The 4,528-nt window shown below is 69.2% G+C and carries 6 protein-coding genes; all 6 read right to left on the bottom strand.

Annotation, left to right across the window (positions count from 1 at the left end; translation table 11 throughout):
• The coding region (locus FDN03_RS15860) for a DUF1918 domain-containing protein (RefSeq protein ID WP_138178561.1) at nucleotides 1–242 on the bottom strand (242 nt) is incomplete at its 3' end.
• Nucleotides 235–762, bottom strand: coding sequence for a hypothetical protein (locus FDN03_RS15855; RefSeq protein WP_138178560.1), 528 nt, complete (start codon nucleotides 760–762; stop codon nucleotides 235–237). The genes FDN03_RS15860 and FDN03_RS15855, both read right to left, overlap by 8 nt.
• A 201-nt stretch (nucleotides 763–963) precedes the next feature.
• On the bottom strand, nucleotides 964–1,431 hold the full coding sequence (locus FDN03_RS15850) for a WhiB family transcriptional regulator (protein WP_138178559.1): 468 nt from the start codon (nucleotides 1,429–1,431) through the stop codon (nucleotides 964–966).
• A gap of 681 nt (nucleotides 1,432–2,112) precedes the next feature.
• Entirely contained in the window at nucleotides 2,113–3,165 is a 1,053-nt protein-coding gene (locus FDN03_RS15840) for a DNA methyltransferase (protein ID WP_138178557.1), read from the bottom strand.
• Complete coding sequence (gene dnaN, locus FDN03_RS15835; protein ID WP_138178556.1) at nucleotides 3,162–4,328, bottom strand: DNA polymerase III subunit beta; 1,167 nt, start codon at nucleotides 4,326–4,328, stop codon at nucleotides 3,162–3,164. The genes FDN03_RS15840 and dnaN overlap by 4 nt, the downstream gene beginning before the upstream one ends.
• The coding region (locus tag FDN03_RS16525; RefSeq protein WP_212743928.1) for a hypothetical protein at nucleotides 4,325–4,528 on the bottom strand (204 nt) is incomplete at its 5' end. The genes FDN03_RS16525 and dnaN, both read right to left, overlap by 4 nt.

Here is a 4,528-nt window from a genome sequence, read left to right as displayed (position 1 = left end):
ATCGGGTGGCGCACTGCCGCAAGCCCACCTCTGCGGACCAGGCACAGCTCGTGCGCGAGATACGGCGCCGGGGCCCGGCCGTCGCCGAAACCGACCTCGTAGAACGTCGTGTCGGCGAAGCTGTGGACCTCGACCACCTTGCCGGTGCGGCCGTGCGTGTCATGGCCGCACCACACGAAGTGGCTCGCCACGGTGACCCTGTCGCCCAAGGAGTACCGCGTCTCCGTGCTCGTCTCAGTCATTGATCAACTTCCCCTGCATGTCGAAGTCGCCGATCTGCTCGCGGACCGCGGTGAGAACCTCAGCCGGTGGGCGCCAGAAACCGAGTGCGCCCCGGGCAGGCACCGGCTGTTCCAGCGGGCGAACGTTCCGCAGCGGGTAGTGGGACATTGGCCCGTTGCCGCCCATCGCCCACGGGGAGCAGGTGTACGGCCCGTCCGGATGTAGGTGCGCGAGGCGGGATGTCCGCACGCAGGCGAGGGAGCCATGCGGCCACATCGGCTTCGCCGAGATCGTGGCGACGGCGACCACCGCGCCGAACACCCGGGCGCCCGCCAGCACCTCGGAGCCCGGCCGCCCGCTGAGCTTGGCGATCAGCTCCACGGCTTCCAGCCAATCGTCGTCCCACTCGCGGGCGGCGTGGATCAGAACCGGGCCGGTGACCAGCCCCAGCCACTTCCGCCTGTTCTCGACATCCTTCCCACCATGGGCTACGGCCCACGCCCATGGCTGGCGAAGGGTGATAGCGCGAATGTCACCCATGAGATCCTCCCCCTCGGACTCGACGGGATACAACTCGAATCAACGCTCGTATGAGGCGGTCAAAGTCCTGCCGGCGTACCTGCTCGGCGACCCACGCGGAATGCTCGGCGCTGCTGGTGCAGCAACATTCCGGCGAGTCCCATCCGAGCATCCCGCCAGCTTCGTCTACTGCCTGAACGCAACCCGTGGTGGGAATGCGCCTCATGCTGATCTGAGTGTATCTCCGAGATGCTCGTTCATCCCGCCATTCAGACGTGTGTTGAAACGGGCGAACCAATTCGCTGTGGCGTCCTTCCCCATCCCGAAGTCAACGCCGGGGATGGTCCACACGGTGCCGCGCCCTTGAGCTTGCGCGTCGCCGATCCGGTCGGCGAGAGCGATCTCCTCGGCGAGATCCGAGATGTTGACGGTCGCGACGCGAGGCACGTCCGTCGTCCGCAGAAACTTGACCCGCTCCTTGACAGTCATCCCAGCCCACACCCCTTCAGGCTCCCGGCGGGACAGCGCCCAGTGCAGGCAGGACACGGCCACAGGGCAGCCGGCGCACACCTTCTTCGCCGCATCCACCAGCGGGCCCGTCTCCCCTTCCGCAGTGAACATGTCCGGGTCGGCGCCCCGGCATTCGGCGCCGTCCCGCCAGTCCCACACAGGCCCCCCGGCCCCGCTCATGAGGCGATCGGAAGGTCAGTGGCCGTGGTCGGGCCTGCGGTCCGGTACACAAACGCCCGCCCGGCTTCAGACGGCGGGGGTACTGCCGGCCGGCGGATGACCACAGTCCTCTCCGACGTGTCCAGTTCCGGCGCCGGCTCGGGGTTGTCTCCGCTCTGGCAGATCACGAGAAGCAGGACTGATAGTCGGACTGCCTGTTCACCGGTAATGCTCGGCGCGGCCCGGCGGATCAGATTCTCCGCGAGGCTCAACGCTTCTTCCGGGGTGAGGCGCAGTGGGGCTGCGACCCGCCTGTTTCCGGGGCCGTCGCCCAGCCAGATGTAACGGGATCGGGGAAGGGTGTAGACCGCGAGTGGGCATGTCATGACAGGGCCTCCCCAGCGAGTTCCAACAGAAGATCTCCGTGGCATGGGCTGTCCGCCGGGCACCAGCAGGCCAGCGTCCTACCGGCCAAGGTGGGCAGGTTGTCCAAGACCCATGTCCGGGAGTAGGCCCGACTGCCAGAGAAGATCAGGTCGGGGCCTACCCCGGCGAGCCATGCGGCGTGCCTTTCGAGGGCCCGGTCCCGGCCGTGCTCGGCGATGGTGAACGGGTTTCCCCAGCTGGTTCCGCGGCTGACGACCACGGCGCCTTCGGTGAGGCGGGTGCCGCGGGCCCGGGACCGCTGAACCCGGCGGGCGGTCATGACGCCTCCGCGCAGAGGTCGGCCAGTAGATCGGCCTGCCCTGTGACTTCGACGGGCGGCTTCGCGAGGCCGAGCACCTTGGCTCGCTGCGCACGGTCGCAGGTGCGCCAACGAGCGAGCCGGGCATAGTCGTGGCTGGCGTCGACGGACACGCCAGTCCGGCCAAGCGCGGACGCGACGAGCGCGGATGTGCCTGTCCCGCCGAACGGGTCGGCGACAACGCCGCCGGCCGGGGACCAGCCGAGGACGATCCGGCGGACGAGCGCGGACGGGAACGCAGCATAGTGTTCGGGTAGCGGCCGGCCGTCGAGCGGGGATGTCGCGGGCGGGGTGAACGGCTCGGACGCCAGGTCCCCGACGGAGTCGGGGAGACGGCCGAGTACACCTACGGTGGTCAGCCTGTTCTTGGTGCCGTTCTGCGCGTTGCCTGCCGCGTTGGCCGGTCGTTGCCGCGCGTTCGTTCCAGGCCCGTAGTACCGCAGTGTGTGCTCGGCGTGCGGTTCGCGGATCTCGTCGATCGCAGCGAAGTACCGCGGGGCCTTCGTGAGGTGGAACAGGTACTCGTGAGACGAGCGGCACCTGTCGGTCACACTCTCCGGTAGCCCGTTGATCTTGCGCCAGATGATGTCCCTGCGCAGGATCAGGCCGAGGTCGTCGACCGCGGCGAGGGCGAACCGCCATGGCAGGCCGATCAGGCTTTTGTCGGGCACGGGGTGCACCGCGGTCCGGCCGTAGGTGGACGCCTGCGCCCGGTCGGCGCGCTGGCCGGTGGCGCCCTGGGGGCCGGAGCGGCCGGCGTACTTGTCGCCGAGGTTCACGAAGATCGACCCGGTGGGCTTGAGTACCCGGGCGCATTCGCGGACGACGTCGATCAGGTTGGCGACGTATTCGGCGGGTGTGGATTCGGCGCCGATCTGCCCGTCGTAGGCCTGTCCGCCGTCTTGGTAGGCGCGCAGGCCGAAGTAGGGCGGGCTGGTGACGACAAGATCGACAGACTGGTCAGGCAGGGGCAGGGCCCGTGCGTCGCCTCGCAGGACGACGGCGGTCATCCGTTGCTCCGAATGGGCATCAGCAGGTACCGGTAGCCGTCCGGGTTCACCTCGGCGTTCTCGTCGCCGCTGACACCGGTGAGGATCGCAGGCTTGTTCCCCGCCAGCGTCATGTCCTCGGCTGACGCGAACCCGAACTGGGCCGTCTTCTCCTCAATCACGCCCAGGGCGTCGAGGAGGTAGGCCGGGTTGTAATGGACGACCAGCTCGGGGCCGTCGTAGGCGACGGGCAGGGCCTCGGAGGCCTGCGCTTCCCCTCCGGTGCCGGCTTCGAGGACGAGGTTGTCGGTGGTGAAGGTCAGCTTCACGGGGGCGGTGCGGGGGGCGACGAGGGCGACCCGCTTGACGGCTTCGGTGAGCGGGCCGATGTCGACCCGGGCGGCGAGGGGGGTGCTGTCCGGCAGGAGCTTCCGGTAGGGCGGGAAGGTGCCTTCGATCAGCCGGGTGGTGGTCTTCCGTCCGGCGATCTCGAACCCGGCGAGGGCCTCACCGGATTTGCCGGTGCCGAAGTGCAGGACAACATCGTTCTTGCCGGCGTGCCTGGCAAGGTCGGCGAGGGTCTTCGCGGGGACGAGCGCCGTAGTCTCCTCGGTGTCGCCAGTGTTGCGCTGCCAGTCGATGGTGCGGACGCCCAGCCGGTACCGGTCGGTGGCGGCGAGGGTCAGCTTGTCCCCGGTCACCTCGACGCGGACCGCGGTCAGCACGGGGAGGGTGTCGTCACGGCCGGCGGCGATGGCAACCTGGGCGACAGCGGAGCCGAACACCAGGCCCGGCACCACCCCGGTCACTGTTTCCGGCATCGGCGGCAGCGACGGGTAGTCGTCGACGGGCAGCATCGGCAGGGCGAACCGGCTGTTGCCGCAGACCAGGGTCAGGCGGGTGCCGTCCACTGCCACGTCGACCGGGGCGTCGGGCAGCGACTTGGTGATGTCCGCGAGCATCTTGCCGTTGACGAGGCCGCGGCCCGGGTCGCCGACGTTCGCGGCGACGTCGGCCTGCGCGGACACCTCGTAGTCGAACGCGGCGACCTTCAGCCCGTCGCCGGTCGCGTCGAGGAGTAGGCCGGCGAGGACCTGCAGCTGGGTGGTCGCCCGGGTCGGCAGGGTGCGGGCGGTCCACGCCACCGCGTCGGTGAACTCGTCACGCTCTACTCGGAACTTCATCGGAGGACCTCCAGAACGATTTGGCGGTGGCGGGGGCGCCACAGGTGGACTTCCTGACCGGCGCGGCGAAGGGTCGCGGCGAACGCCAGCTGGGCTGGGCTGGCTTTGTAGGTCTCGTTCTTCAGTTCGGCCCAGACGGCGCGGTCCCGGAGGAACAGCCAGTCAGGCAGGCCGGAGGTGTTCTTCCTGCTGTCGTGGTC

Origin of the sequence: Glutamicibacter sp. V16R2B1 (genome assembly GCF_005774635.1) — a bacterium.
Lineage (GTDB): Bacteria > Actinomycetota > Actinomycetes > Actinomycetales > Micrococcaceae > Glutamicibacter > Glutamicibacter creatinolyticus.
The sequence above is the reverse complement of the archived record's forward strand: the minus strand, read 5'-3'. Positions and strand labels throughout refer to the sequence as shown.

Coding starts and splice junctions, on each gene's coding strand:
- FDN03_RS15855 (WP_138178560.1), bottom strand. CDS start 762: ATGGGTGACATTCGCGCTATCACCCTTCGCCAGCCATGGGCGTGGGCC.
- FDN03_RS15850 (WP_138178559.1), bottom strand. CDS start 1,431: ATGAGCGGGGCCGGGGGGCCTGTGTGGGACTGGCGGGACGGCGCCGAA.
- FDN03_RS15840 (WP_138178557.1), bottom strand. CDS start 3,165: ATGACCGCCGTCGTCCTGCGAGGCGACGCACGGGCCCTGCCCCTGCCT.
- dnaN (WP_138178556.1), bottom strand. CDS start 4,328: ATGAAGTTCCGAGTAGAGCGTGACGAGTTCACCGACGCGGTGGCGTGG.